We start from the raw sequence: 26,989 nt of genomic DNA on the forward strand, positions 1-26,989 counted from the left end.
ATTGGCCCGAAACAAACGTAGGAGCGAGCGCAGCTCGCGATGCGCCGCGCGGGCGGCGCTCGATCTCACAGGCGCTGCATATCTTGTTACAAACACCTATCAGCCCTGACGCGATCCCTGTGGGAGCTGGCTTGCCGGCGATAGGGCGGGTGCAGGCTGACGCTTAGTCGCGGTACTCGCACAGGTAGGCGGTGTCGACCTTCACCTGCAGCTGGAACTTGCTGTCAGCCGGTACATTGAACGTGTCGCCCGCCTTGAAGGTTTCCCAGTTGTCGCTGCCTGGCAGCTTGACGATCAACGCACCCGACACCACGTGCATGATTTCACGCTTGGCGGTGCCGAACTCGTATTCGCCCGGGGCCATCACGCCGACAGTGGCCGGGCCTTCTTCGCCCGTGAAGGCGATCGACTTGACGGTCCCGTTGAAGTACTCGTTGACCTGGAACATGGGCGTCTCCTGAAAAAGGGGAGGAAAAAGGGCTGGCCAGTATGCCCAAGCCCAATGGCCTCGTCATCTGCTTTCAGGGCCCGTCGGCGGGCAGGCTCAAGGGCAGCAGCCGCGCTGTGTTGCGCGCATCTTCCAGGGCCCGGTGCTGCTGCCCGCAGAAGTGCATGCCAGCCAGTTGCAGGGCGCCGTTCAGGCCGGCAGGGCGCTGTAGGTGGCGGGCCTTGGCAAAGCGTTGCTTGAGGTTGATGTGCGCCAGCGTGCGCAGCAGGCTGTCCACGCCGTGCAGGTGCCATTCCTGATGCAGTTGCTGGCGGTCGTAGTCGCCCCAACTGACCCAGGCCTGCAACTGTTCACGATGCTGCCCGAGCCAGTGCTCGAAGCTGGCCCATACCTCGCGAAACGGCGCGGCCGCATCGACGTCGGCCTGGCTGATGTGGGTCAGCTCGCGACAGAACGGGGTCAGCTGCGGGCGCCGCCGCGGGCGCACGAAACGCTGGAAGTGGTCGACCTCACGGCCTTCGCGGGTGACCAGGCTCGCGCCGATTTCAATGACTTCCATCTCCGTGACCGGCCACCCACCCTCATCGGTGGTGGCCTCCAGGTCGATCACCAACCAATGGCCCATACCAGGCTCCCTTGCAGATCCTGCTAGAGCGTAGCCAAACTCGGCGCATCCGGCACCTCGTGGCATTTTGCCGCCCGTTTTGTCACCGCCAATGGCGTATCGAGGGGCACGAAAGCCGGAGGCAGCAGTTGTGCCGCCCCGGTAAAACGCCTAGCTTAAGCGAACCCAGGCATGAACCGTGATGAATGTCCGCCTTTACCCTTGCGCCCGGCCTGAAGGCCTTGTCCACCCTCATGTTGCTGGCTGTTTACTGGTTGGCCGTACCGGCATGCGCGGCAGGTGCCATCGAGGTGAAAGTCGGTGCCGCGCATTTCCCGCCGTATACGGTGCGCCCCGAGCAGGGCGCCGATATCGGCTTGTTGCCGCAGTTGGTCGCTGCGCTCAACCGTGCCCAGCAGCGCTACCGCTTCGTATTGGTGCCCACTTCCATCCAGCGGCGTTTCAGTGACTTGCAGCAGGGCCGTACCGATATGGCCATTTTCGAGAACCCGCAGTGGGGCTGGGAGCAGATCCCCCATCAACAGGTGGACATGGGCCTGGAAGATGCCGAAGTGTTCGTGGCCCGCCAGGTGGACGGGCGCGCCCCGCATTACTTCGATGACCTGAAGGGCAAGCGCCTGGCCCTGTTCAACGGCTATCACTATGCGTTCGCCGGTTTCAACGCCGACCCGCGCTACCTGCGCAAGGCCTACAATGCGACGTTGACCTATTCGCACGACAGCAACCTGCTGATGGTGCAGGCGGGCCGCGCCGACATTGCCCTGGTCACGCGCTCCTACCTCAGTGACTTCCTGGCACGTAACCCGTCCAGCCGTGCGCAACTGGTTGCATCGCAGCGCATCGATCAGGTTTACCACCACTACGCGCTGCTGCGGCCCGCCGCGCCCATTGGCGAGCGGTCGTTCGCTGAACTGTTGAGAGGTTTGCGTGATAGCGGTGAACTGGCGCGCATTTTCCAGCCTTACCGCATCGCCGTCAGTGCGCCCGAGGACTAAATTGCCGCGGCGTGGCATCGTTCTCGACAGTGAGCCCTTTGTTCATTTCGCGAGACCCACCCATGCCCTTCGATGCCGCTTCGCAGCCACAGTCACCGCCACGTTGGCGCAGCCTCAGTGCCGAGGAGGGGGCCAACAGGCTGAGCCTGACCCTGGAGGGCCGCCCGCTGGCGCAGGTGCGCCTGCAGGCGGGTCCAACCTTGCAGGTACACCTTGAGCAGCTGTGCCCCGAGCGCCCTTATCAAGCCTTGTGGGCGGCCTGCTATTGGCTGTTGTCCCGTGACAGTGCCTGCCAGCGCCTGGCCTGGCACCTGCCCGAGGTGGTGCCGCAGGCATTGGCCAGCGGCCTGCTGCTGGTGGGCGATGTGCCTGGGCAGTACCTGTGCGAGCGCGCGCTGTTCTGGCAATTGCCGCAGCCCTGGCTGGGTGAGGCGCTGGCTGCCCCCTACCCGCAGCAGATGCAGATCAGCAACGGCAAGCGCCACCCGCGGCGGGCGCCCAAGCCCCGTGGCGAGGTCTATCGGCGCTTCGATGCGCGGCTGGGTAGCTGGGTGTCACTGCGCACCCTGGACATCGAGCATGACCTGGAGCGCTTCAACCGCTGGCAGAACGACCCGCGCGTGGAGGCGTTCTGGCAGGAAAGCGGCACGCTTGCCCAGCACCGCGAGTACCTGGCCAAGCTGGAGGCCGACCCGCATACCCTGACGTTGATTGGCTGCTTCGACGATCAGCCATTTGCCTATTTCGAGGCTTACTGGGCCAAGGAGGATCGCATTGCACCGTTCTACCCAGCTGATGACTACGACCGCGGCATCCACATGCTGGTCGGGGAGCAGAGCCATCGTGGGCCCCACAAGGTCACCAGCTGGCTATCGGCGCTGGTGCATTACCTGTTCTTGGATGACCCGCGTACCCAGCGGGTGGTCGCCGAGCCGCGTGCCGACAATGGCAAGATGATCGGCTACATGCACGACCAGTGCTTCCATTGCGAGAAGGAGTTCGACTTCCCGCACAAGCGCGCGGCGCTGATGATTCTGGGGCGGGAGCGGTTCTTCGATCGTTGCAGGCTCGCCTGATGGCCAGAGCGGCAAGCTGCAAGCTGCAAGCTACAAGCTGCAAGCTACAAGCAAAAGCCGATCGCGTTCTGCTTTGGCTTTTTCTTTTAACTTGAAGCTTGTAGCTTGTAGCTTGAAGCTTGCAGCTAGGGTCAGCCCTGCCGGTTGGCGGTCTTGCGGCAATGCACCAGGGCATCGCGGATCATGAAGTTGACCAAGGTCGGCGACACGCCTAGTTCCTTGGCGATGTCCTTCTGCGGTACGCCATGCAGGCGGTACATCTCGAACGCATAGCGGGTGCGCTGGGGCAACTGGTTCAGCGCTTCGGCTATATCGTCCAGCGCGGCCAGGTTGATGTGGGTGGCTTCGGGCGAGGCGTTCTGGATGACCACATTCAGGCCTTCCTCTTCACTGCCGGAGTATCTCAGCTCCATCGCCTGCTTGCGGTAATGGTCGATCGCCAGGTTGCGCACGATCTGGAACAGGTAGCTCAGCTGCGCCTTGAACGACGAGGTTATCTGCGGAGCGGCGCTGAGCCGGAAGAAGGCGTCCTGCACCACATCTTCGGCACGCGAGCGGCAGCCGGTAATGCGCGCTGCAATCTTGACCAGAATGCTGCGGTTGTCTACGAAGGCCTGCAGTAATGGTGAATCGCACTTACTTGTGGATAGTTGTTCCGCCATGGAAATCACCTTGTCACAAAGGGGGAGGACGCACCCGGCTCAGGGAAGCTTCCTACGACGTGCGACAAGCTATTCACAATGATAATGATTGTCAAATGCGAAATGTAATTGGTATCAGGAGTTTTCGATTTTTGCGAGGTCTGTCAGGGGGGGCGTGGTGCCTGCCTGGAGAAAGTGTTGCGGCGACAAAGTGCAGGCCATGACAGGTGTGTCGCCTGGAAGACCGAGCGCCGCCCGCGCGGCGCATCGCGAGCTGCGCTCGCTCCTACGCTTGTTTCGGGTCATTTATGCCTGTGGGATTTGCGCGCGAACGCATTGGCGCATGCCTCAATACCGTGCCGTACAAACAAGGCGGTCGCGCGCGCCTGTCACAGGCGTAACTGGCCCGAAACAAGCGTAGGAGCGAGCGCAGCTCGCGATGCGCCGCGCGGGCGGCGCTCGGTCTCCCAGGCGACACCCCCGTCATGGCATGCCCGTCAATCCGCCGACCCCGCCAGCTCCGCTAATTTCTCCCGCCGCCCATCCGTTCCCCTGAGTACATCCCCGGCCGCCAACCGCTGCCCGCCCATGTCCGCGGCGCAGTCGGCACGCCCCAACAGATACTGGCAGGAACACCCCATGACGGACGCCTTCGAACTCCCGCTCTCGCTGGTCCAGGCCCTGGCGCAACGCGCCGCGCAGACCCCGGACAGGATTGCCCTGCGCTTTCTCGCCGACGCCCCGCACGAGCAGGCTGTGCTCAGTTATCGGGAGCTCGACCAGCGCGCGCGCACCATCGCCGCCGCCCTGCAGGCACGCGCCAGCTTTGGTGACCGCGCGGTGTTGCTGTGTCCCAGTGGGCCGGATTACGTAGCGGCGTTCTTCGGCTGCCTGTACGCCGGCGTGATCGCAGTGCCGGCCTACCCGCCAGAGTCTGCCCGCCAGCACCACCAGCAACGCCTGCTGTCGATCATCGCCGACGCCGAGCCGCGCCTGCTGCTGACCGTGGCGGCGCTGCACGACAGCCTGCAGGACCTGGAAGCACTTGCCGCCGAGGCGGCGCCCGCGTTGCTGGCAGTGGATGGCCTGGACCCCGCCCTGGCCGACACCTGGCAGGAACCTGCCCTCAGCAGCCAGGACATCGCCTTCTTGCAGTACACCTCCGGCTCCACCGCACTGCCTAAAGGCGTGCAGGTCAGCCATGGCAACCTGGTGGCCAACGAACAACTCATCCGCAGCGGCTTTGGCATCGACCTCAACCCCGACGACGTGATCGTCAGCTGGTTGCCGCTGTACCACGACATGGGCCTGATCGGCGGCCTGTTGCAGCCGATCTTCAGCGGAGTGCCTTGCGTACTGATGTCGCCCGGCTATTTCCTCGCCCGGCCAGTGCGCTGGTTGCAGGCCATCAGCGACTACGGCGGCACCATCAGCGGCGGCCCCGACTTTGCCTACCGCCTGTGCAGCGAGCGCGTCAGCGAGGCCTCGCTGGCCGGGCTCGACCTGAGCCGCTGGCGCGTGGCCTATTCGGGCTCCGAGCCGATCCGCCAGGACAGCCTGGCGAGCTTCGCCGACACCTTCAAGGCCTGCGGCTTCGACCCCCAGAGCTTCTTCGCCAGCTACGGCCTGGCCGAAGCAACCTTGTTCGTCAGCGGCAGCCGCCGTGGCCAGGGTATCCCCGCGCTTGCGCTGGATGCCGACGCCTTGGCTGCCAACCGCGCCGAGCCCGGTACCGGCAGCGTGCTGATGAGTTGCGGCTTCCCGCAGCCGGGGCACGCGGTACGCATTGTCGAGCCGCAACAGCTGCAACGGCTGGGCGACAACCAGGTGGGGGAAATCTGGGCAGGTGGGCCGAGTATCGCCTCGGGCTACTGGCGTAACCCAGAAGCCAGCGCGCGCGCCTTCGTCGAAATGGACGGGCAGACCTGGCTGCGAACCGGCGACCTGGGTTTTATGCGTGAAGGCGAGGTGTTCGTTACCGGGCGCCTGAAAGACATGCTGATCGTGCGTGGGCAGAACCTGTACCCGCAAGACCTGGAAAAAACCCTCGAGCGTGAAGTGCAGGCACTGCGCAAAGGCCGGGTGGCGGTGTTCGCCGTCGAGCATCAGGGCGAGGAGGGCATCGGCGTGGCGGTGGAGATCAGCCGCAGCGTGCAAAAGGCAACCCAGGCCCAGGCGCTGATCAACACCCTGCGCCAGGTCATCGCCGATGCCTGCCGCCAGGCGCCGGCGGTGGTACTGCTGCTCAACCCGGGCGCGCTGCCGAAAACCTCCAGCGGCAAGCTGCAGCGTTCGGCCTGCCGCGTACGCATGGCCGAGGGCAGCCTGGACTGCTATGCCCAATTCCCCGAGCCGAGCGCCGGTGCTGCCACCCAGGCATCAGGCGATGCCTTGCAGGCACGCATCGCGGCGGTGTGGCGCGACACCCTCAAGGTGCAGGCAGTAGCGGCAGATGACCATTTCCTGCTGTTGGGCGGCAACTCCATCGCCGCTACCCAGGCCACGGCGCGGCTGGCCGACGAACTGGGCATCGACCTGAGCCTGCGCACCTTGTTCGAGGCGCCGGTGTTGGCCGACTACAGCAACGCGGTGGCTGCGCTCATCGGTGCAGGCGCTGCCCAGCCCACAGCTATCGCGCCCCTGGCACGCGCCCAGGCGCTGCCCCAGTCGCTGGCGCAGAACCGCTTGTGGCTGTTGTGGCAACTGCAACCCCAATCGGCGGCCTACAACATTCCCGCCGGCCTGCACCTGCGTGGCGAACTGGACGCTAGCGCCCTGCAGGCCGCATTCCAGGCACTGGTGGCGCGCCACGAGTCGCTGCGTACCGTGTTCGCTGAAGAAAACGGCCAGGCGCTGCAGCGTATTCTGCCGCAGCAGCCGTTCAGCCTGGCCCGCCTAGACCTCGCAGGCCAGACCCCCGAGCAGGTCGCCGCCCAGCGTGAGGCCGAGGCCTGCCAGCCGTTCGACCTGACGCAAGGCCCGTTGCTGCGTGTGACCCTGGCCCGGCTCGACGATGAAGACCATCAGCTCTGGGTGACCCTGCACCACATCGTGGCCGACGGCTGGTCGCTGAACATCCTGCTCGATGAATTCGCCAAGTTGTATGCCGCTCACTGCCAGGGCCTGGAGGCAGCGTTGGCGCCGCTGCCCCTGGGCTACGCGGACTACGGCAACTGGCAGCGGCAGTGGCTGGCCGACGGCGAAGCCGAACGCCAACTGCAGTACTGGAAGGCCCAGCTCGGTGACGAACTGCCCGTGCTTGACCTGTGCACCGACCAACCCCGGGCCAACCAGCGCACATTCAGTGCTGCGCGTTTCAGCGTGAAGGTCCCCGCCACGCTCAGCCAAGCCCTCAAGGGCCTGGCGCAGGCGCAGCAGGCCAGCCTGTTCATGGTCCTGCTGGCCGGCTGGCAGGCACTGTTGCAGCGCTACAGCGGCCAGGCCGAGATCCGCGTCGGCGTGCCGAATGCCAACCGCCCGCGCCTGGAAACCCAGGGCATGGTCGGCTTCTTCATCAACACGCAGGTGCTGCGCGCGCAACTCGATGGCCGCATGCCGTTCAGCCAACTGCTGGCGCAGGTGCGCCAGGCCACGCTCCAGGCCCAGGCCCACCAGGACCTGCCGTTCGAGCAGTTGCTCGAGGCCTTGCCGCAAGCCCGCGAGCAGGGCCTGTTCCAGGTCATGTTCAACCACCAGCAACGCGACCTGTCGGCACTGCGCCGCCTGCCAGGCCTGCTGGCCGAAGAGTTGCCGTGGCACAGCCGCGAAGCCAAGTTCGACCTGCAACTGCACAGTGAAGAGGACCACCAGGGCCGGTTGAGCCTGGCGTTCGACTATGCCGACGAACTGTTCGAGGCCAGCACCATCCAGCGCCTGGCCGGGCAGCTGCTGGCACTGCTGGAGCAAGTGTGCGCCGCGCCCGACCTGGCCTTGGCCGAGGTGCAACTGCTCGACGAGGCGGGCCGGCGCCAGTTGTTGGGCTGGGGCCAGGCCGAAGCCGCCGCGCCGCAGCAACTGCTGGTCGAGCAACTCAACGAGCAGGCCCGCCTGACCCCGCAGCGTACCGCCCTGGTATGGGCGGGTGGCAGCCTGGACTACGCCGAACTGCACCAGAAGGCCAACCGCCTGGCGCACTACCTGCGCGACAAAGGTGTCGGTCCTGACACGTGCGTCGCCATCGCCCTCGAGCGCTCGCCGCAACTGCTGGTCGGCTTGCTGGCCATTCTCAAGGCCGGCGGCGCCTACGTGCCGCTCGACGTGGATTACCCCGCCGAGCGCCTGGCGTACATGCTGGCAGACTGTGGTACCGGCCTGTTGCTCAGCCACAGCAGCCTGGTGGGCAAGCTGCCACAGGTCGATGGCGTCAGCACCATCGCCCTCGACCAGCTGCACCTGGACAGCTGGCCCAGCCAGGCCCCCGGCTTGCACCTGCAAGGTGACAACCTGGCCTACGTCATTTACACATCCGGCTCCACCGGCCAGCCCAAAGGCGTGGGCAATACTCACGCGGCGCTGGCCGAGCGCTTGCACTGGATGCAGGCCAGCTATGGGTTGGGCGACGAGGATGTGCTGCTGCAGAAAGCGCCGATCAGTTTCGACGTGTCGGTGTGGGAGTGCTTCTGGCCGTTGATCACCGGCTGCAAGCTGGTGCTCGCCGGCCCTGGCGAGCACCGCGACCCGCAGCGCATCGCGGCCCTTGTCCAGGCGCATGGCGTGACCACCCTGCATTTTGTGCCGCCACTGCTGCAGGTGTTTGTCCAGGAACCACAGGCCGCGGGCTGCGCCAGCCTGCGCCGGGTGTTTTCCGGGGGCGAGGCCTTGTCGGCGGCGCTGCGCGACCGGGTGCTGCAACTGCTGCCGCACGTGCAGCTGCACAACCGCTACGGCCCGACCGAAACCGCCATCAACGTCACCCACTGGCATTGCCAGGCCACGGACGGCGAGCGTTCGCCCATCGGCCGGCCGCTGGCCAACGTGCTCTGCCGGGTAATGGATGACGAACTCGAACTCACCGCACCCGGCGTGCCGGGTGAGTTGTACCTCGGCGGTGCGGGCTTGGCCCGTGGGTACCTGGGGCGCCCAGGGCTTACCGCCGAGCGTTTCGTACCCCAGGCCGATGGCAATGGCCAGCGCCTGTACCGCAGTGGTGACCGCGCCCGTTGGCAGGTTCAGCTGCAAGCGCTGGAATACCTCGGGCGTCTGGATCAGCAGGTGAAAGTACGGGGGTTGCGCGTTGAACCTGAAGAAGTCCAGGCCTGCCTGTTGGCGCAAGCGGGTGTCGAGCAGGCGCTGGTGCTGGTCCACAACGATGCGGTCGGCGCGCAACTGGTTGGCTACTACAGCGGCAGCGCCCAGGCCGAAGCCTTGTTGACGGTACTGGCCGAGCACCTGCCGGCGTACATGGTGCCGGCGCAGCTGATTGCCCTTGCGCACATGCCCCTGGGCCCCAGCGGCAAGGTCGACCGCAAGGCGCTGCCGGCCCCGGTGTGGCAGCAGCGTGAGCACGTCGAGCCGCAAACAGCACTGCAACAGCAGGTCGCTGGCATCTGGCGCGATGTCCTGCACCTGCCCCGTGTGGGGCTGCGCGATGATTTCTTCGCCCTGGGTGGCCACTCGCTGCTGGCCACACAGATCGTTTCCCGCACGCGCCAGGCGTGCGACGTGGAGCTGCCGCTCAAGGCCCTGTTCGAGGCCAGCGAGCTGGGCGCATTCTGTGCCGAGGTAGCCCGCATCCAGGTCAATGGCCAGCGCAACCTGCAAGGGCAGATCGCCCGCGTAGACCGCCGCCAGGCGGTGCCGCTGTCTTATTCGCAACAGCGCATGTGGTTCCTCTGGCAAATGCAGCCCGACAGCCCGGCCTATAACGTGGGCGGCATGGCGCGCTTGCGCGGCACCTTGCACGTCGAGGCGTTCGAGCGGGCGCTGCATGCGCTGATCGTGCGTCACGAAGCCCTGCGTACAACGTTCCCCAGCATCGACGGGGTGCCCTACCAGTGCGTGGCCGAAGACAGCGGCCTGCACCTGCACTGGCAGGACTTCAGCGCCTTGCCCGGCGCTGCCCGTGCGCACCGCCTGCAACAGCTGGCCGATGACCAGGCGCACCAGCCGTTCGACCTTGAACGCGGCCCGCTGCTGCGCGCCTGTCTGGTCAAGGCCGCAGAGCGCGAGCACTTCTTCGTGCTGACCCTGCACCATATCGTGACCGAAGGCTGGGCCATGGACATCTTCGCCCGCGAGCTGGGTGAACTGTACGAGGCCTTTGTCGACGACCGCGAGTCGCCATTGGCACCACTGCCGGTGCAGTACCTGGACTACAGCGTGTGGCAACGGCAATGGCTGGAAAGCGGCGAGGGCGCTCGCCAACTGGCCTATTGGCAAACGCGCCTGGGCACCGAGCACCCGGTGCTGGCGTTACCCGCCGACCGCCCACGCCCGGCGGTGCAAAGCCACCGGGGCGGGCTGTACCGCTTCGAGCTCGACCCGGCCCTGGTCGAGCGCGTGCATGCCTTCAACAGCCAGCGTGGCCTGACCCTGTTCATGACTATGACAGCCACCCTGGCTGCCTTGCTGCACCGCTACAGTGGCCAGCGCGACCTGCGCATCGGTGCGCCGGTGGCCAACCGCATCCGCCCGGAAAGCGAAGGGCTGATCGGCGCCTTCCTCAATACCCAGGTGCTGCGCTGCGAACTGGATGGGCAGATGAGCGCCAGCGCCTTGCTGGAGCAGGTGCGCCAGGCTGCCATCGAAGGCCAGTCGCACCAGGACCTGCCGTTCGATCAACTGGTCGAGGCCCTGCAACCGCCACGCAGCAGTGCCTATAACCCGTTGTTCCAGGTGATGTGCAACGTGCAGCGCTGGGCCTTCCAGCAAAGCCGCAGCCTGGCCGGCATGCAGGTGGATTACCTGGTCAACGACGCCAGCGCCACCAAGTTCGACCTGTACCTGGAAGTGACCGACCTGGATGGCCGCCTGGGCTGCTGCCTGACCTACAGCCGTGACCTGTTCGATGAGCCGCGTATCGCGCGCATGGCCGAACACTGGCAACAGCTGCTGGTCGGGCTGCTCGACAACCCGCAACAGCGCCTGTGCGAGCTGCCGATGCTGAGCAGCAGCGAGCAGCAGCAACTGCTGGGCCAGTTGCAGGGCGACCCGCACTTGGGCCTCGGGCAGACCCTGCACGGGTTGTTCGCGGCCCAGGCCGCACGCACGCCGCAGGCCGGGGCGCTGACCTTCGCCGGCCAGCACCTGAGCTATGCCGAGCTCGAGCAGCGCGCCAACCGCCTGGCCCGGGCCCTGCGCGAACGGGGTGTCGGGCCGCAGGTGCGGGTGGGCCTGGCGCTGCAGCGCTCGCTGGAAATGGTGGTTGGCCTGCTGGCCATCCTCAAGGCTGGCGGCGCCTATGTGCCACTGGACCCTGAATACCCGCTCGACCGCCTGCGCTACATGATCGAGGACAGCCGTATCGGCCTGCTGCTGAGCCAGCGCGAGCTGCTGCAAAGCCTGGGCGAATTGCCCGAAGGCGTGGCGCGCTGGAGCCTGGAAGACGACGCAGCCAGCCTGGCGGCCTACAGCGCTGCGCCGCTGGACAACCTCAGCCTGCCGCAGCACCAGGCTTACCTGATCTACACCTCCGGCTCCACCGGCAAACCCAAGGGCGTGGTCGTCAGCCATGGCGAATTCGCCATGCACTGCCAGGCCGTGAGCGCCGCGTTCGGCATGCGCAGCGACGATTGCGAGCTGCATTTCTATTCGATCAACTTCGACGCCGCCAGCGAGCGCCTGTGGGTGCCACTGTTGTGCGGTGCGCGGGTGGTGTTGCGTGCCCAGGGGCAGTGGGGCGCGGAGGACATCTGCCAACTGGTGCGCGAGCAGCAGGTGAGCATCCTTGGCTTTACCCCAAGCTACGGGAGCCAACTGGCGCAATACCTGGGCGGCCAGGGCGAGCAACTGCCGGTTCGCCTGGTGATCACCGGTGGCGAGGCGCTGACCGGTGAGCACCTGCAGCGTATTCGCCAGGCATTCGCGCCCCAGCAGTTCTTCAATGCCTATGGGCCGACCGAGACCGTGGTCATGCCGCTGGCCTGCCTGGCCCCAGAGGTACTGCCCGCAGCGCTGGGCAGTGTGCCGATCGGCCAGGTCATCGGCAGCCGCACGGCCTACATCCTCGACGAAGACCTGGCGCTGTTGCCGCAAGGGGGTATCGGTGAGCTGTATGTCGGCGGCGCCGGCCTGGCCCAGGGCTACCACGATCGCCCGGGCCTGAGCGCCGAGCGCTTCGTTGCCGACCCGTTCGGCAGCGCAGGTGGGCGCCTGTACCGCACCGGTGACCTGGTACGCCTGGGCGCCGATGGCCTGGTCGAGTATGTTGGCCGCGCCGACCAGCAAGTGAAAATTCGCGGTTTCCGCATCGAACTGGGCGAGATCGAAAGCCGTCTGCAGGCACACGCCGATGTCGACGAGGCAGTGGTACTGGCCCTCGACCTGCCAGGCGGCAAGCAACTGGTGGGCTACCTGGTGTGCCAGCAGGCCGCAGCCGACAACGAGGCGCAGCACCGCCTGCGCGAAGCCGTGAAGGCCGAGCTCCGCCAGCACTTGCCAGACTACATGGTGCCTGCGCACCTGGTGCTGCTTGACAGCCTGCCGCTGATGGGCAACGGCAAGCTCGACCGCCGCGCCCTGTCGCTGCCGGACCTTGAGCAAGCCCGCCAGCACTACCAGGCCCCTGGCGATGACGTGCAAGCTCGGCTGGCGCAGATCTGGGGCGAGGTGCTCAACGTCGCCCAGGTGGGGGTGCAGGACAACTTCTTCGAACTGGGCGGCGATTCGATCCTGTCGATCCAGGTGGTCAGCCGGGCGCGGCAGGCCGGTCTGCAGTTCACGCCACGCGACCTGTTCCAGCACCAGACCATCCAGACGCTGGCCGCTGTGGCAAGGCAGAGCGAAGCGCACAGCAGCATCGACCAGGGGCTGCGCGAGGGCCAGGTTGGCCTGACGCCGATCCAGCACTGGTTCTTCGACAGCGAGGTGCCGCAGCCACAGCATTGGAACCAGGCGCTGCTGCTGGCCCTGCGCCAGCCGCTGGATAAAGCCTCGCTGGAGCAGGCGCTGGCCGCGCTGGTGCAGCACCACGACAGCCTGCGCCTGCGTTTCAGTGCCGCCGCGGGCCGTTGGCAGGCTGCCTACACCCAGCCGGCTGAGGATCAGCTGTTGTGGGCTGCCACCGTCGCCGATTTTGCCGATTGCCAGGCGCTGTACAGCGATGTGCAGCGCAGCCTCGACTTGCAGCAGGGCCCGCTGCTGCGCGGCCTGCTGGTGACGGACGGCCAGGGCCACCAGCGCCTGCTGCTGGCGATTCACCACCTGCTGGTCGATGGTGTGTCCTGGCGTGTGCTGCTGGAAGACTTGCAGGCGCTGTACCGTGGCCAGCCACTGCCCGCCAAGACCCATGCCATGGGCGACTGGGCCGCGCGCCTGGCCAGCTATGCCGGCAGCGATTCGTTGCGTGACGAGCTGGGCTGGTGGCAAAGCCAACTGGGGGGTGCCCGCCGTGAGCTGCCCTGCGATCACCCGCAGGGCGGTAACCTGCACCGCCACGCGCTAACCCTGACGACCGGCCTGAACGCCGAGCAGACCCGGCAGTTGCTGCAACAGGCCCCGGCTGCCTACCACACGCAGGTCAACGACCTGCTGCTGACCGCGCTGGCGCGGGCCATGTGCCGCTGGAGTGGGGACGACAGCGTGCTGGTGCAGCTGGAAGGCCATGGCCGTGATGGGCTGTTCGAGGATATGGACCTGACCCGCAGCGTGGGCTGGTTCACCAATGCCTACCCGTTGAGCCTGCGCCCGTTGCCCGGTGAGGATGACGCCGCGCGGGCAGGCTCGATCAAACGCATCAAGGAGCAGCTGCGCCAGGTGCCGCACAAAGGCCTGGGTTACGGCGTGCTGCGCTACTTGGCGGACGCGGCCGGGCGCGAGCAGATGGCGGCCTTGCCGCAGGCACGCATTACCTTCAATTACCTGGGCCAGTTCGACCAGCAGTTCGACAGCGCGGCGCTGTTCCAGCCGCTGGATGCCCCGGCCGGCCTGGCCCACGACCCCGACGCGCCGCTGCCCAACTGGCTGAGTGTCGATGGCCAGGTGTATGGCGGCGCCCTGCAGCTGCGCTGGACCTTCAGCGCCGAACGCTACGACAGGCAGACCATTGCCGCGCTGGCCGAAGCCTACCGCCTGGAGCTGCTGGCATTGGTGGAGCATTGCCTGGCCGAGGGCAATGGTAGTTTCACCCCTTCGGATTTCCCGCTGGCGCACCTGACGCAAGCGCAGATCGACGCCCTGCCGGTGCCGGCAGCGCAGATCGAGGACGTGTACCCGCTGAGCCCGATGCAGGAGGGCATGCTGCTGCATACCCTGCTGGAGCCGGGCACCGGCCTGTACTACATGCAGGACCGCTACCGCATCAACAGTGCGCTGGACCCCGATCGCTTCGCCCAGGCCTGGCAGGTCGTAGTGGCGCGCCACGAAGCCCTGCGCGCCTCGTTCAGCTGGAACAGCGGTGAGGCGATGTTGCAGATCATTCACAAGCCGGGCGACCTGGCCGTCGACTACCAGGACTGGCGCGGGCTTGCCGAGGCTGCCCAGGAGCAACGCCTGCAAGCCTTGCACAAGCAGGAGCGCGAGGCGGGCTTTGCCTTGCTCAGCGAGGCACCGTTCCACCTGCGCCTGGTGCGCGTGGCAGACGAGCGCTACTGGTTCATGATGAGCAACCACCACATCCTGATCGATGCCTGGTGCCGCTCGCTGTTGATGAACGACTTCTTCGAGGTTTACCAGGCGCTTGGCGAGGGCCGCCAGGCGCAGTTGCCGGTGCCGCCGCGTTACCGCGACTACATTGGCTGGCTGCAACGCCAGGGGCTGGACGATGCGCGGGCCTGGTGGCAGGCCAACCTGGCCGGGTTCGAGCGCGCCACGGCGCTGCCCAGTGACCGCCCATTGCGCCATGACCATGCCGGCAGCGGCATGGTCGTGGGCGACTGCCATACCCGCTTGCAGGTGAGCGAGGGCGTGCGCCTGCGCGAACTGGCGCAGGCGCACCAGCTGACCGTCAACACCTTTGCCCAGGCGGCCTGGGCGCTGCTGCTGGCGCGTTACAGTGGCGAGCGTGACGTGGCCTTTGGCGTGACCGTGGCCGGCCGCCCGGTCAGCATGCCGCAGATGCAGCGCACCGTGGGCCTGTTCATCAACAGCGTCGCGTTGCGCGTGCGCCTGCCGCTGGCCGGGGAGCGTTGCAGCGTGCGCCAGTGGTTGCACAGCCTGCTGCAAAGCAACATGGAGCTGCGCGAGTACGAGTACCTGCCCTTGGTGGCGATCCAGGAGTGCAGCCAACTGCCCAAGGGCCAGCCGCTGTTCGACAGCTTGTTCGTGTTCGAGAACGCCCCGGTGGAAACCGCCGTGCTCGACCATGCGCAGCACCTGAACGCCAGCTCCGACTCGGGCCGTACCCACACCAACTTCCCGCTCACGGCGGTGTGCTACCCCGGCGATGACCTGGGCCTGCACCTGTCGTTCGACCAGCGCTACTTCGACTACCCGACCGTCGAGCGCCTGCTGGCCGAGTTCAAGCGGCTGTTGCTGGCGCTGGTAGAGGGCTTTGCCGGGGAGGTGAGCGAACTGCCGTTGCTGGGCGCCGAAGAACAGCGCTTCCTGCTGGAAGGCTGCAACAGCACCGGGCGGGTTTATCCGCTGGAGCAAAGCTACGTTGCCCAGTTCGAAGCGCAAGTGGCCGCGCACCCGCAGCGCGTGGTTGCCCGCTGCCTGCAAGCCGCCTACGACTATGCCGGTCTGAACCTGGCCGCCAACCGCCTGGGCCACGCACTGATCCTGGCCGGCGTGAAGGTCGACCAGCCGGTGGCGCTGCTGGCCGAGCGCGGCTTGCCGCTGCTGGGCATGATCGTCGGCAGCTTCAAGGCCGGCGCCGGCTACCTGCCGCTGGACCCTGGCCTGCCGGCGGCGCGCCTGCAAAGCATCATCGAGCTCAGCCGCACGCCGGTGCTGGTGTGCAGTGCCGCCTGTGCCGAGCAAGGGCGGCAACTGTTGAGTGCGCTGCCCACGCAGGCGCGCCCGCAACTGCTGGTGTGGGAGGAAATCCAGGCCAGCCAGGTCGCCAGCCACAACCCTGGGATTCACAGCGGGCCGGACAACCTGGCCTACGTGATCTACACCTCAGGTTCCACCGGCCTGCCCAAAGGCGTGATGGTCGAGCAGCGCGGCATGCTCAACAACCAGTTGAGCAAGGTGCCTTACCTAGAGTTGAGCGAGCAAGATGTGATAGCCCAGACGGCATCGCAGAGTTTCGACATTTCCGTGTGGCAGTTCCTGGCGGCGCCGCTGTTCGGGGCTACCGTGCAGATCGTGCCGAACGCCATCGCCCATGATCCGCAGGGCCTGCTGGCGCATGTGCAGGCCAGTGGCATCACCGTGCTGGAAAGCGTGCCATCGCTGATCCAGGGCATGCTGGCCAACGACCATCAGGCGCTCGATAGCCTGCGCTGGATGCTGCCAACCGGCGAGGCCATGCCACCGGAGCTGGCCGCGCAGTGGCTGCAGCGCTACCCGCAGGTGGGGCTGGTGAACGCCTATGGCCCGGCGGAGTGCTCGGATGACGTGGCGTTCTTCCGGGTCGATGCTGCCTCGACTCAAGGCGCCTATTTGCCGATCGGCACGCCGACCGACAACAACCGCCTGTACCTGTGCGGGGACGATCAGGCACTGGTGCCGCTGGGCGCGGTGGGTGAACTGTGCGTGGCTGGCACCGGCGTTGGCCGTGGCTACGTTGGCGACCCGGTGCGCACGGCACTGGCGTTCATCCCGCACCCGTACGGTGCGCCGGGCGAGCGCCTGTACCGTACTGGCGACCTGGCGCGGCAGCGCCCGGACGGTGTGCTGGAGTACGTTGGGCGCATCGACCACCAGGTGAAGATTCGCGGTTATCGCATCGAGTTGGGCGAGATCGAGGCGCGCCTGCACGAACAGGCACAAATCCGCGATGCTGCCGTGGGGGTGCAGGAGGGTGCCAATGGCAAGCACTTGGTCGGTTACCTGGTTGCGCACCAGGGCATTGCCGGGGACGCTGAATTGCTGGAGCGGATCAAGCAACGCCTGCGCGCCGAGTTGCCGGAGTACATGGTGCCGTTGCACTGGGGCTGGTTCGACAGCCTGCCGCACAATGCCAACGGCAAGCTGGACCGCAAGGCCCTGCCAGCCATCGACATCGGCGGCCAGCACAGCCAGGCCTACCAGGCACCGCGCAATGAGCTGGAAGACGTACTGGCGGGTATCTGGGCCGAGGTGCTCAAGGCTGAGCGGGTCGGGGTGCACGACAACTTCTTCGAGTTGGGCGGGCACTCGTTGCTGGCCACGCAGATAGCCTCGCGGGTGCAGAAGCAGTTGCAGTTGAACGTGCCGCTGAGGGCGATGTTCGAGTGCAGCACCGTGGCGGAGCTGGCGGAGTATGTGCAGGGACTGCAGGGCAGTGCACTGGATGACGACAAGGTCGATCGGCTAAGTGACCTGATGGCGGAGCTGGAGGGGTTGTAGGGGATAGGGTCCGCCTTGAGGCTTGCTGCGCGGCAGAAGTCGAGCGCCGCCCGCGCGGCGCTTCGCGGGGCAAGCCCGCTCCCACTGTCTGTTTCGGGCCTGTCTCTTCTGTGAGGTCATCGCTGGCGGCCTTGTTTGTACGACTTAGTATCAAGTCATACGCCAAGGGGCGCTCGATCTCACCCGCGCTGCATATCTTGTGGCCGGCACAGACCTGATGCGATCCCTACGGGCTTGTCCCGCGAAGAGGCTTGAACTCATCTGCATTGCGATGCAACTCGTTTCTGCCCAGCTACATCGAGGCATTGATGAACGCTTCATCCAAAGATCCCGCCCGATACCGAGTCAGGAATTGGTCTGAGCTATGGAACGCTTCGAGTTGACGATGGGCAAGCATGTAAAAGCGATCGCAATGGGCCGTGATTTCCTGCGTATAGTGGGATGAAACCAAAACACTGGCCCCGTCGTTGCACGCGTGTTTGATCCCAAGCCAGATAAAGTGTCGGAATTCCGGATCCACTCCAGCCGTGGGTTCGTCAAGTATGATCAGATCGCTGCCCATGAGTAGCAGTGTCAAGGTGAAAAAGCTCCGAATTTCGCCATAGCTGCAAGTAGAGGATTTTTTCTTGGAAATATCCGAATACCTTTTAGAAAGCGCCGGCGACCACGCACCAAGCCGAGACAGTGCTTCAGAAAGGCAAAGCTTCGACGGGGCATTCAAATGGGTGATTAGATCGTAAACTTCAATCATCCGCAACTGGGGTGGCGGCGTCAGAATTTGCGTCAGATAAGCCAGATGTTGGGCGCGGTTGATGATTTCTCCACGGCCAGGTTTTCTAAGTTTACAAATCAGGTCGAAGAGTGTCGTTTTTCCAGCGCCATTGCTCCCTAATAGACCCACTACTTCACCTGGTGAGATATGTAGGTTGAGATTGTGCAGCAAGGCTTTTTCTTTGTGCGAGAAAGTCAGATCATTAATGGTTAGTATGCTCATTTAATAACGACTCCAGATAGGCTGGACTCTAAAGTGATTCGCTGTTAAATAAAGGCCAAGCAGGGGAAGGAACAATGCCACTGGGAAAACTGACAGTAATGGAAGTTCGCCGCGAAAAACTCGGGTGCTCAAGTACAGAGGGTTGATGAGAGCGTTCAGTTGATCATGCTCTTTACCTGTGACGGCGCCCAGATAGCTGGACATCAGCATGAGAAATGACAGCAATGAGAAAAGTGTACTAGCTGTTCCAAATTTGATAGGCAGGGCGGCCATGACCAAACCCACACAGGAAAAGCCCAGGTAGCTGGTAAAAAAGCAGGCAATTGTGTATAGGTATTCTTGGACTGAATAATCTCCATGTATAGGTTTGGTGATCAGGTAGAATAAAGATGCATATGTGACGCTTAGAATCGAGTAGCTGATCATGTGAGACATCAGAAAAAGGCGAATGGAGTCCTTTTGGTAGATGAACGAACGGATAAAGCCGCTTTCCCGTCTGCCGATAAGGTAAAAGCTGAATCCAAAAAAAGCGACGTTCGCTGAAATGTAAGCGTAAAACCAACCGGCGTAGGATAAATAGGGTTGAGCGGTCTTGTCTGGATTCAGATCGCTTGGGCTCATGATAAAAAACAGCATGCAGGGTGCGAAGGCTGTCCACAACAGACTGGAAGGCTCTCTGAGATGCTCCTTTATCAAAATTTTTGAGATGTTATAGAGCTTTATCGTTCTTGGGAGGGGGCGTAGACTGCTGCTGGTCATGGAAAAGGTACCATTCTGTTAAGTTGTTGTGGAATGATCTGCTTTTGAAATTGATTCGAATAGGTGTTTTGGATGTTGAGGTGTGAGGCGTTGTTCATGTGAAGAAACAAGTGGGGGGAGATATACTTGCAGTAGTGTAAGTTCCTCTTGGGTGAGTGTGTGGAGGAAAGATATAGGTAGCCATCAAGCTTTAATTGTCTCAGGCGTGCTATTAGTGCTGCACTGGTGAGCGGGAGAGGGTTGGTAGCGTTGTTTTGAGTTGGGCTGCTTTCGATGCAGGTGGTGACGTTGGTATAAGTTTCATAAAGGTTGTTCGTTAAGAAATTTTTTAGGTAGGGGTCCTCAATGTCGCTAAGTGTTTTATTTCTCAAGTAAAAGGAGTGCATGAATCGGAAGGTTTGCCACAGTTCAATCACTGATTTTTCCAGTGCGCTACTTAGGTTGTCGGAGTAGGCCATGCCCGCACAGTATCTGACATACTGGTGTTTTCCGCCCCGGTTGCCATAGCAAAGCAGGACGCAGCAGCCAGGAAAAAGTTCATCTGTAAGGTTTAAAATGCAGAGATCTCCTGTTTTTCCCATTTCTTTGAAAAGCGAAAGACTGGGTCGGTTCCAAAGCGCTGAACAAGCATCTCTGTACTTGATTTTGGCTGTGCAAGTTTTAGTTAGCCAAAATCTGAGTAAAAACTGTCGCTCCATAGCTTCTTTGAGCGCGCCGAGCACTGCTTTATCAACAGTCACGTGCACGCTACACCCACAGGTGTCCCGCATGGGGTAGAACTCGTTGTCAATTGGGCTTCTGCAGGGGGTGATGGAAATTAGTGCTGTTGGAATTGCACATTTAGTTAAATCAGTGATCCTGTAGACATTCGTGCGCTCGAAATTGTGTGAGTGAAGGGTTTTCTTTCTATCAATCGTTGTTGTTTGCGAAAAAGCATTGGCAAACGCTTCGAATTCATCATGTGTCAGCCCTGCGCCCAGCTTGTTCCTGCCGTGTATCGGTACATCCAAGTAGAAGTGCTTTCGCTCAAAATGCTCACCTATAGCGCTGGAGGTTACTGAGGATGACCACCCACTACTTGATCCATAAGTTTGCCAGCGGCTGCCACATTCCACGCTATGTGGAAAATGAGACACTGCGCTCGGTCGATGAAATTCAAAGTCGGCAAATTCAAGTGTATGTATTTCGTTGAATATATTCATGCGTTAGCCCACAAATTGAACACATAGGGGGGTGAAAAGCGCAGGGTTAAGTTTTAGGCATTTGGTTATCTCGTAATCAGTGAAGCCTGACCATGGCCTGCTCTGCAAGTTCAGCTCTTTGCAGCGTAAATCTATTAACATATACATGGAGCCTGCTTCCATGAGTGCTAAGCGATAGCCTCTATAGCGATATTTGAATAATGCTTTCGGAAGATAGGCTATGTAAAGCAAAGCTAGGGCGGGGCGTCCAATATTGGATACTTTAGGTATAATTGCTTGCGTAAGCTTGGTGGCGTCAATTTGAGGGCTGTTGGTTTCAAATGTTTTCGAGGAGGGTAAAAGGTGTAGAACGTTGCTCTCAGATGGCCAACGACTAATTCTATTATCTAGATTTACAAAAAATACTTCGATTGGGTAGATCGCGCCACCGCTCGGATAGCCTCTTTTGTAGGAATGTCCTTCTTGTGTCAATAGAGGAGCTGTTAAAGATTGAATCGTTTCAAAATCCAGTGGTCGTTCTACAAACCAGTCACATGACTCATTTCTTTTTAAGTAATGCTCTGGTTTGAGTGGCGACAATGTGAAGTATTGGTCTGGGGCTTCTTTCTCTAGAATGTTTAAGGGTAATTCGTTGCCAGTCAGCGCCTCGAGTTCTTTTGATGGAATGTGATGTAAAGTGCTAGCGTGTTGGCATATGGTGTGGATTGTGTAATTCCCTTTGGCGTGGAACGCTAGCGTTTCGTCCAGTACTTCTGAGGATACGAATTTTAGATAATAGTCATGAGGAAGGGTCATAACATTTCTCCACTACACTGGCAGAGAGACCAATGGATGCTGCAGTCCTCTGTAAATGAGCCGTCAGTCAGATTCAATGTTCTAGAGCGCAAAATTTGATCCTGAGTTACTTTCGATTTTTGAAAGTGCGTGAGTTTGTTAGTGAAAGAGGCGATGGTCCCCAGAATGATTGTGCTCTGCCACTCATCAAGGGTGGTCTTTGGAAGATCAATATTATTTGACTGGCAGAAGCTCCATATTCTGCTCCAGTGATGCTGGCTTGCTCGTACGCTTTCATAGTGTGCTATGCGGTCCAGGGTACAAAAAGCACAGGGGTTTCCGATCGAGGGTATATGTGTTTCTGTTAAATGGAAAAAGTGGTTGCTTATAAAGCCTACGCTGATCCCACAATCTGGATTGTTTTTTAATAAATTGGTGTAATTTGTTCTTAGTTCATCTGGTTTTAATTTTGAGCATGCAAGAACAAATAGCGTTGGGTTCGGGTGTTTATTGGTATTGAGTTGCGGTGTTTTTATGATTTTGATTTTGTTGTTTGGTCTTTGTTCTATGTGTTCTTTTAATGTGTCTGGGATTTCCCAGTCAATGCATACGGTAACATTTTTGAAATGAGGTGGTTGACGGGGTTCTCCGATTATTGATATGGCTTTCAAGAAGCTGATAGCCTTTTGGGGCTGAAGTGATTCGCTTTCGAGGATCTTGGTAAGTTCATGCTGTGTTATTTCTGTTGACTGTCTTTCAATCATGTGGTGAAGAGTATTTACGAGTTTGGGGTCGTCTATTCTTGTAAATCCTTTTGATGAGAAAACTGTAGGTTGTGCATCAAAGTTTAGGATTTCGTAATTGTATATTCTCAAAGTTTTCATTTTGTCCCCTTCGATTGAGACGGGCACCGACGATAGTTAACGCAGGTGCCCGTGTATATTTGTGAGTCAGTCCTCCTGCGCTATTTGAGTGATGGCGTTGCCAGCGCTACCGCCGGAGCCGCCGCTTCCGCCGCTGCATCCACCCCCGCCGCCACAGCCGCCGCTACCGCCACATCCACCTGCCCCTCCTGATCCGCCAAAAAATTCGGCTTCCATATCGCAGTTGTTGTCGAAGGTCAGATCCATCAAATTGATGCCAAATTGAGTGTCCATTGAAGTCTCCTTGGTTGCCCCGTGGTCCGGGGTCCTGTGGGTTTAGTTTGATATTTCATATGCGTCAAATTTGCCGAAGATGATTGGCCACTAAGGATCGTATTTCATGTTTGAGTTCTGGTTGGTGTTGTAGGATTTTTCTGAAATGTATTTCTGACGGAAAACCAAGGACTGATTGCAAGTGTGAGAAATTTCCTATTGTGATGCAGGGGTAGCCCGTATCTCTAGTAGGAATGATATGTGTTTGAGTTGGGGATGTTCTGTTTGAGATGAATGGCGTTTATTGCTTGAGATGCAAAATTCAGTGTTTCAAAATGTAAAATTTAATTATTATTTCCGAAATACACGACCTAGTTACTTGCGGATGGCCCTGCCGGCGATCACCATCGGCGGCCAGGCCTACCAGGCACCGCGCAATGAGCTGGAAGACGTACTGGCGGGTATCTGGGCCGAGGTGCTCAAGGCTGAGCGGGTCGGGGTGCACGACAACTTCTTCGAGTTGGGCGGGCACTCGTTGCTGGCCACGCAGATAGCCTCGCGGGTGCAGAAGCAGTTGCAGTTGAACGTGCCGCTGAGGGCGATGTTCGAGTGCAGTACCGTGGCGGAGCTGGCCGAGTATGTGCAGGGGCTGCAGGGCAGTGCGCTGGATGACGACAAGGTCGATCGGCTAAGTGACCTGATGGCGGAGCTGGAGGGGTTGTAAACCGCAGGCTATGCCCCCACCGCCAATGTCTGGCGGCGGGGGCGCGCCATGCAAACTAGATGACTGGATTTACATCGCAGCGTTGATGAAAGCTTCATCATAGGACTTTGCGCTGTAGCGGGTCAGAAACGCTTCACCATTCCCGAACGGCTCGATGCGCTGGTGTGCAAGCATGTAGAACCGGTGGCAGTTCGTTACGACTTCTTCGGTGTGGTGAGACGATACCAGCGACGCGGCCTGTGGAAGCGAGCTTGTCGAGGCGTCGAACCGCCGCGAACACCGGCAAAGCCGGTGGCATCTATCGCGTCGCCTGTTTCGCGGGCACGCCCGCTCCCACAGATATAGCGCCGCTCTCAAGGCTTATGCAGTACCTGTAGGAGCGGGTTCACCCGCGAACGGGCCAGTACTGGCAACCAATATCTCAGCGCTTGCCAAGAATCTTCCCAAGCATCTCCGGCCGTGGTGCGCCTTGCTGGCTCTGCAGCTGACCCTGGTCATCCTGGTAGAAAATCGCTGGGGTGGCCTGCAACCCCATCTCTTCCATCAACGCCATGTTTGCCGCCAACTTTTGCTGAACCGCCGGCGGCACCTGCTTCAGCGCTGTCAGGGTGCTGGCCTTGCCGGCCTTCTCATGCGCGTGCAAAGCCTTGGCCGGGTCTTGTGCCGCCAGCAGGGCGGCCGACTTGCCTGGGCTGTCTTCGCGGATGATGCCGACCATGATGTGGCGCAACTGCACCTTGCCCGACTCGACCCAAGGCCGTGCCTGTTCCCAGAACATGTTGCAGTACGGGCAGTTGGGGTCGCTGAACAGGTACACCTTGCGCGGTGCATCGTCCCTGCCATCGGCGATCCAGGCGGTTTTCTCCATCTTCGCCCAGATTTCCTTGCTCATCGGCGCATACACCAGCTTTTCCAGCGGCTCTGCGCTCAGGTCCTTGCCCTGTTCGTCGAACAGGTTGCCGACCAGTACGTGCTTGCCGTCGGGCGTCAGGTACAGGGCCAGGGCGTTGTTCTGGTACTCGGCGGCGTAACCGCGCAGGCCGTTGGGGGCGTCGAAGCTGCCTTTGATCACGGCACCCTTGGCTTGCAGTTGCTGAACCGCCTTGGGCAGCTCTTCGGCCTGCAAGGCGGGGGCGGCCAGCAGGGCCAGGGACAGGGGCAACAGTGCAGTCAATCGCATTTCAGTTTCCTTGTGCGGCAGGGGCGGGCGCTGCGGCCCGCTCGAAAGGTTCCAGGGCATGGCGCAGGCTGGCCCGGGACAACTCGCCCAGGTGGCTACCGACCAGCCGCCCCTGGGCGTCATAGAACAGCGTGGTGGGCAGGGCCATCGAACCGACGCGTTGGGCCAGCAGGCCGGTGCCGTCGAACAGCACGTGGGTCAGGCTCAGGCCGGTGGTGGCGAGGAAGGTGCTGACGTTTTCCGGGGTCTCGCCCTGGTTGACGAACAGGAAGGTCACGTTCGGGTATTCGCTCTGCGCCTGCTGCAGCACCGGCATTTCGCGCCGGCAGGGTGGGCACCAGGTGGCCCAGAGGTTGATCACCAGCGGTGTACCGCGGTAGCTGTGCAGCGCCACGGGCTGGCCGCCGGCATTGCGCAGGTTCAGTTCGGGGAGTTCGGTGCCCTTGCTGTACAAGTGCCCGCCAAAGCTGGCCAGGCCCCAGAACAGCGCGCCGCTGAACAGCGCCCAGCCCAGCGGGCGGCGCAGGCCTGGGTGGCGCCAGCCCTGCCACAGGGCACCGCCCACGATACCCGCCAGGCCCGACCAGAACAGAAAGCCGCCATCACGGATGTCGATGATTTGCAGCGGATCGTCCCGGTACATCGGCCAGTACGCCAGCACGAACCCCGCCCGCGCGCTGAGCAAGCCAAGCAGAAACAGGTTGAACAGCGCCGACTCCGGGCTTTCACCGCCGCGCCGTGCGACCCACCAGCCGACCACGCTGGCGATCACCAGCGCGGTGAGCATGAGCAGGTGGTTCAGGGCCATGGTCAGCGGCCCCAGGGTCACGGTGAGCATCAGCCTTGACTCCTGGTCTGGGCCCAGTGTTGCTGGAACACGGCGGCGTCCACTTCACCGGTGATGCGCCGCGCGCGGCGCTCTTCGCCTTCTGGGCCGATCCAGATGATGCTGGGCGGGCCCGGTACCTGGTAGCGTTGTAGCAGCGCTTTGCTGGCGGGGCTGTTGGCGGTCACGTCCAGCCGCAGCAGGTGCACGCCGGCCAGCCCGGCCTGCACGTCGCTGCGGCTGAACACTTGTTTTTCCATCACTTTGCACGACACGCACCAGTCGGCGTAGTAGTCGAGCATGACCCATTGCCCGCGAGACTTGGCGGCATCGAGTTCGCGTTGCAGGTCTTCTGGGCGGCTGACGGTGACGAAGCTATCCTCGGCGTGCGCAGCAGTGGCTGGCGCGGCTGCCCCCCCGGCGAATGGGCGCAGGGGTTGCCAGAGGTCGTCGCCGCCGGCTGCCGCGCCGACCAACAGCAAGCCCCCCCACAGCGCCCCCAGCAGCGGCACTGCGCGCAGTGCCGGCAACCGCTGCAGGGCCGGCCAGGCTGCCCAGGCCAGGGCGACCAGCCAGGCACCGGCGAGTGCCAGCAGCAGGCTGGCCGGCAGCAGGCTGCGCACGGTGTACAGCGCCATGGCCAGGAACACGAAGCCGAATACCGCCTTTACCCGGTCCATCCAGGCGCCCGGGCGTGGCAGGTAGCGGTTGCCCAGGGTGACCAGCAACAGCAGCGGCATGCCCATGCCCAGGCCAAGGGCAAACAGCACCAGCGCGCCTTGCAGCACATCGCCGCTTTGCGCGATGTACAGCAGCGCCCCGGCCAGAGGCGCGGTCATGCAGGGGCCCAGTAGCAAACCGGACAACGCGCCCAGCAAGGCCGCACCATACAGGTTGCCGCCGCGGGTGCCTCGCCCGGCCCGGTCGAGACGATCACGCAGGGCGGCGGGCAACTGCAGTTCGAAGGCGCCGAACATCGGCAGGGCGAGGATGATGAACAGCCCCGCCAGGCTGCCCAGCAGCCAGGGTTGTTGCAGCCAGGCTTGCAGGCTGGCGCCTAGCAGCGCGGCGACCACGCCCAGGGCGGCGTAGACCAGGGCCATGCTCAGTACGTAGACCCCGGCCAGCAGCCAACCGCGGCGGGCGCTGGCACCGTTGCCCAACACCAGCCCGGCGAGAATCGGCAGCATCGGCAGCGAGCAGGGGGTAAAGGCCAGCAACAGTCCCAGGCCGAAGAAGGCCAGCAGGCTCCAGCCCAGGTGCCCCTGTTGCAGGCCGCTGGCCAGGGCCTGGTCGCTGGCTTGTTCGGCGGCCGGCGCTACGCTGCCGCCCAGGTCGATGGTGGTGGTCTGTGGCGGGTAGCACAGGCCGGCGTCGGCGCAGCCCTGCCAGCCCAGGCGCAACTGGCCCTGGGCGTTGGCCGGCAGCAGCAGTTCAAGCTGGTCACGGTACACCGCGCTGTCGCCGAAGAACTCGTCGTGGTGGTTGAGTGCCGGCGGCAATTGCGGCTGTTGATCGCTCGGCAGGCCATCGAATTTGAGGCGCTTCTGATACAGGTAGTAGCCCGGCTTGATCTGGAAGTACAGGCGCATCTGGCCGTCGGCCTGGCGGTCGTGGGTCAGTACGAAGGCCTGCTCGACCGGCAGGAAATCGGGTTTGACGTCGAACGGGTTGGCTTGCAGGGGGCCAGCCAGTAGCAGTGTCAGGAAGAGCAGGAGAACGCGCATGTCTTCGCCTTGGCAGATCGGGGAATGGGGCCATGCTGGCTGGGGTTGATTAAATGAAGGTTAACGGCGGTTTTGAAGAGGGTGTGAGGGTTTTCGGTGCTTGACGGGGGATTTGCAGCGCCTGTGAGATCGAGCGCCGCCCGCGCGGCGCATCGCGAGCTGCGCTCGCTCCTACGCTTGTTTCGGGCCAGTTACGCCTGTGAAAGGCGCGCGCGACCGCCTTGTTTGTTCGGCACGGTATTGAGGCATGCGCCAATGCGTTCGCGCGCAAATCCCACAGGCATAAGCA

Annotated in this window: 15 protein-coding genes and 1 pseudogene; 4 read left to right on the plus strand and 12 right to left on the minus strand. The window is 62.4% G+C overall.

What is annotated here, in order from left to right; all coding sequences use genetic code 11:
• Positions 1-163 precede the first annotated feature (163 nt).
• Together EGJ22_RS05585 and EGJ22_RS05590 are read right to left on the minus strand one after the other, a co-directional pair.
• Entirely contained in the window at positions 164-448 is a 285-nt protein-coding gene (locus EGJ22_RS05585) for a pyrimidine/purine nucleoside phosphorylase (protein WP_009684816.1), read from the minus strand.
• A gap of 73 nt (positions 449-521) precedes the next feature.
• On the minus strand, positions 522-1,073 hold the full coding sequence (locus EGJ22_RS05590; protein WP_009684815.1) for an exonuclease domain-containing protein: 552 nt from the start codon (positions 1,071-1,073) through the stop codon (positions 522-524).
• A 185-nt stretch (positions 1,074-1,258) separates the two neighbouring features.
• Between EGJ22_RS05590 and EGJ22_RS05595 the strand changes: the two genes are divergently transcribed.
• Both EGJ22_RS05595 and EGJ22_RS05600 read left to right on the plus strand, forming a co-directional pair.
• Positions 1,259-2,068 (plus strand): ABC transporter substrate-binding protein, encoded by an 810-nt coding sequence (locus EGJ22_RS05595; protein WP_009684814.1) that lies wholly within the window; start codon positions 1,259-1,261, stop codon positions 2,066-2,068.
• Positions 2,069-2,130: 62 nt separating this feature from the next.
• Positions 2,131-3,144, plus strand: coding sequence for a GNAT family N-acetyltransferase (locus EGJ22_RS05600; RefSeq protein ID WP_009684813.1), 1,014 nt, complete (start codon positions 2,131-2,133; stop codon positions 3,142-3,144).
• Positions 3,145-3,275: 131 nt separating this feature from the next.
• On the opposite strand, the gene EGJ22_RS05605 is transcribed toward EGJ22_RS05600, so the two are convergent.
• Entirely contained in the window at positions 3,276-3,806 is a 531-nt protein-coding gene (locus EGJ22_RS05605; protein ID WP_009684812.1) for an RNA polymerase factor sigma-70, read from the minus strand.
• Between the two features lie 618 nt (positions 3,807-4,424).
• Here EGJ22_RS05605 and EGJ22_RS05610 point away from each other — a divergent pair.
• Positions 4,425-17,378, plus strand: coding sequence for a non-ribosomal peptide synthetase (locus EGJ22_RS05610; protein WP_029886911.1), 12,954 nt, complete (start codon positions 4,425-4,427; stop codon positions 17,376-17,378).
• A 292-nt stretch (positions 17,379-17,670) separates the two neighbouring features.
• Here the strand turns inward: EGJ22_RS05610 and EGJ22_RS05615 are convergent, their stop codons facing one another.
• From EGJ22_RS05615 to EGJ22_RS05640, 6 genes are all read right to left on the minus strand, one after another.
• A complete protein-coding gene (locus EGJ22_RS05615; protein ID WP_029886910.1) occupies positions 17,671-18,372 on the minus strand; it encodes an ATP-binding cassette domain-containing protein in 702 nt (233 codons plus the stop codon).
• The gene (locus tag EGJ22_RS05620; RefSeq protein ID WP_050492232.1) at positions 18,373-19,131 is read right to left on the minus strand and encodes an ABC transporter permease; all 759 of its coding nucleotides are present in this window, start codon (positions 19,129-19,131) and stop codon (positions 18,373-18,375) included.
• A complete protein-coding gene (locus EGJ22_RS05625; protein WP_080709245.1) occupies positions 19,128-20,333 on the minus strand; it encodes a YcaO-like family protein in 1,206 nt (401 codons plus the stop codon). Before EGJ22_RS05625 ends, EGJ22_RS05620 begins: the two co-directional genes overlap by 4 nt.
• A 3-nt stretch (positions 20,334-20,336) precedes the next feature.
• Positions 20,337-21,128, minus strand: a complete 792-nt coding sequence (locus EGJ22_RS05630) for a SagB/ThcOx family dehydrogenase (protein ID WP_080709244.1) — start codon at positions 21,126-21,128, stop codon at positions 20,337-20,339.
• Positions 21,125-21,991 carry an McbB family protein gene (locus EGJ22_RS05635; protein ID WP_080709243.1) on the minus strand — a complete coding sequence of 289 codons (867 nt, stop codon included), beginning with the start codon at positions 21,989-21,991 and terminating at the stop codon, positions 21,125-21,127. The genes EGJ22_RS05630 and EGJ22_RS05635 overlap by 4 nt, the downstream gene beginning before the upstream one ends.
• 66 nt (positions 21,992-22,057) lie before the next feature.
• Positions 22,058-22,264 (minus strand): hypothetical protein, encoded by a 207-nt coding sequence (locus EGJ22_RS05640; RefSeq protein ID WP_029886908.1) that lies wholly within the window; start codon positions 22,262-22,264, stop codon positions 22,058-22,060.
• 361 nt (positions 22,265-22,625) lie between these two features.
• On the opposite strand from EGJ22_RS05640, the pseudogene EGJ22_RS05645 reads away from it, so the two are divergent.
• Positions 22,626-22,967 (plus strand): annotated as a pseudogene (locus EGJ22_RS05645) (phosphopantetheine-binding protein); the annotation flags it as partial.
• 421 nt (positions 22,968-23,388) lie between these two features.
• Here EGJ22_RS05645 and dsbG read toward each other — a convergent pair.
• The 3 genes from dsbG to dsbD are packed head-to-tail and all read right to left on the minus strand — an operon-like array spanning position 23,389 to position 26,700.
• Positions 23,389-24,147 carry a thiol:disulfide interchange protein DsbG gene (gene dsbG, locus EGJ22_RS05655; RefSeq protein WP_009684803.1) on the minus strand — a complete coding sequence of 253 codons (759 nt, stop codon included), beginning with the start codon at positions 24,145-24,147 and terminating at the stop codon, positions 23,389-23,391.
• A 1-nt stretch (position 24,148) separates the two neighbouring features.
• On the minus strand, positions 24,149-24,985 hold the full coding sequence (locus EGJ22_RS05660) for a TlpA disulfide reductase family protein (protein ID WP_009684802.1): 837 nt from the start codon (positions 24,983-24,985) through the stop codon (positions 24,149-24,151).
• A complete protein-coding gene (dsbD, locus tag EGJ22_RS05665; RefSeq protein ID WP_029886906.1) occupies positions 24,985-26,700 on the minus strand; it encodes a protein-disulfide reductase DsbD in 1,716 nt (571 codons plus the stop codon). Before dsbD ends, EGJ22_RS05660 begins: the two co-directional genes overlap by 1 nt.
• Between the last annotated feature and the right edge of the window lie 289 nt (positions 26,701-26,989).

It is taken from the genome of Pseudomonas sp. p99-361, from assembly GCF_003935475.1.
Lineage (GTDB): Bacteria > Pseudomonadota > Gammaproteobacteria > Pseudomonadales > Pseudomonadaceae > Aquipseudomonas > Aquipseudomonas juntendi.